The sequence below is a fragment of the Alcanivorax sp. HI0083 genome (assembly GCF_001635175.1).
The window spans coordinates 1-413 of the sequence record NZ_LWFX01000749.1 but is presented as its reverse complement, the minus strand read 5'-3'; the positions used below and the strand labels follow the sequence as shown (position 1 = coordinate 413).

At 62.0% G+C, this 413-nt stretch carries 1 pseudogene; it reads left to right on the top strand.

The annotated features are described in order from the left end of the window. Position 1: 1 nt before the first annotated feature. Positions 2-413 (top strand): annotated as a pseudogene (locus tag A3754_RS07320) (pyruvate, phosphate dikinase); the annotation flags it as partial.

Sequence of the window (413 nt, the reverse complement as noted above, 5' to 3'; positions counted from 1 at the left end):
TCTGCAGCGCTGGGCTGCCATGGGGTTACCAATCCCGCCCAGCTGGCGCATTGACCGCAGCGTGGTGGCAGACAGTTCTGCCGCGTCGCTGACTCACCAATTACGCGCCTTGCCGCGCATGTTTACCGATGACCGTTATTGGGTGCTTCAACAGGGGCCCATGAATGCGGATTCACGCCGGGAAAGCCTGTTGAATCTGGATTCGGATGAATCACTGGCGGCGGCATTGCGGAGCATTTTCGATCGCGAGCCTGGCCCGGACCATGTGGTGATCCAGGCACTGCCGCGGCAACAGGCTGCCGGGGTGTTGTTCACCCGCCACCCGCTACGCCAGGACCTGCCACACATGGTGGTGGAGGGCGTGGTGGAGGGCAGCAATGAGCGTCAGCGATTGATTTTCGATGACAGCGGCC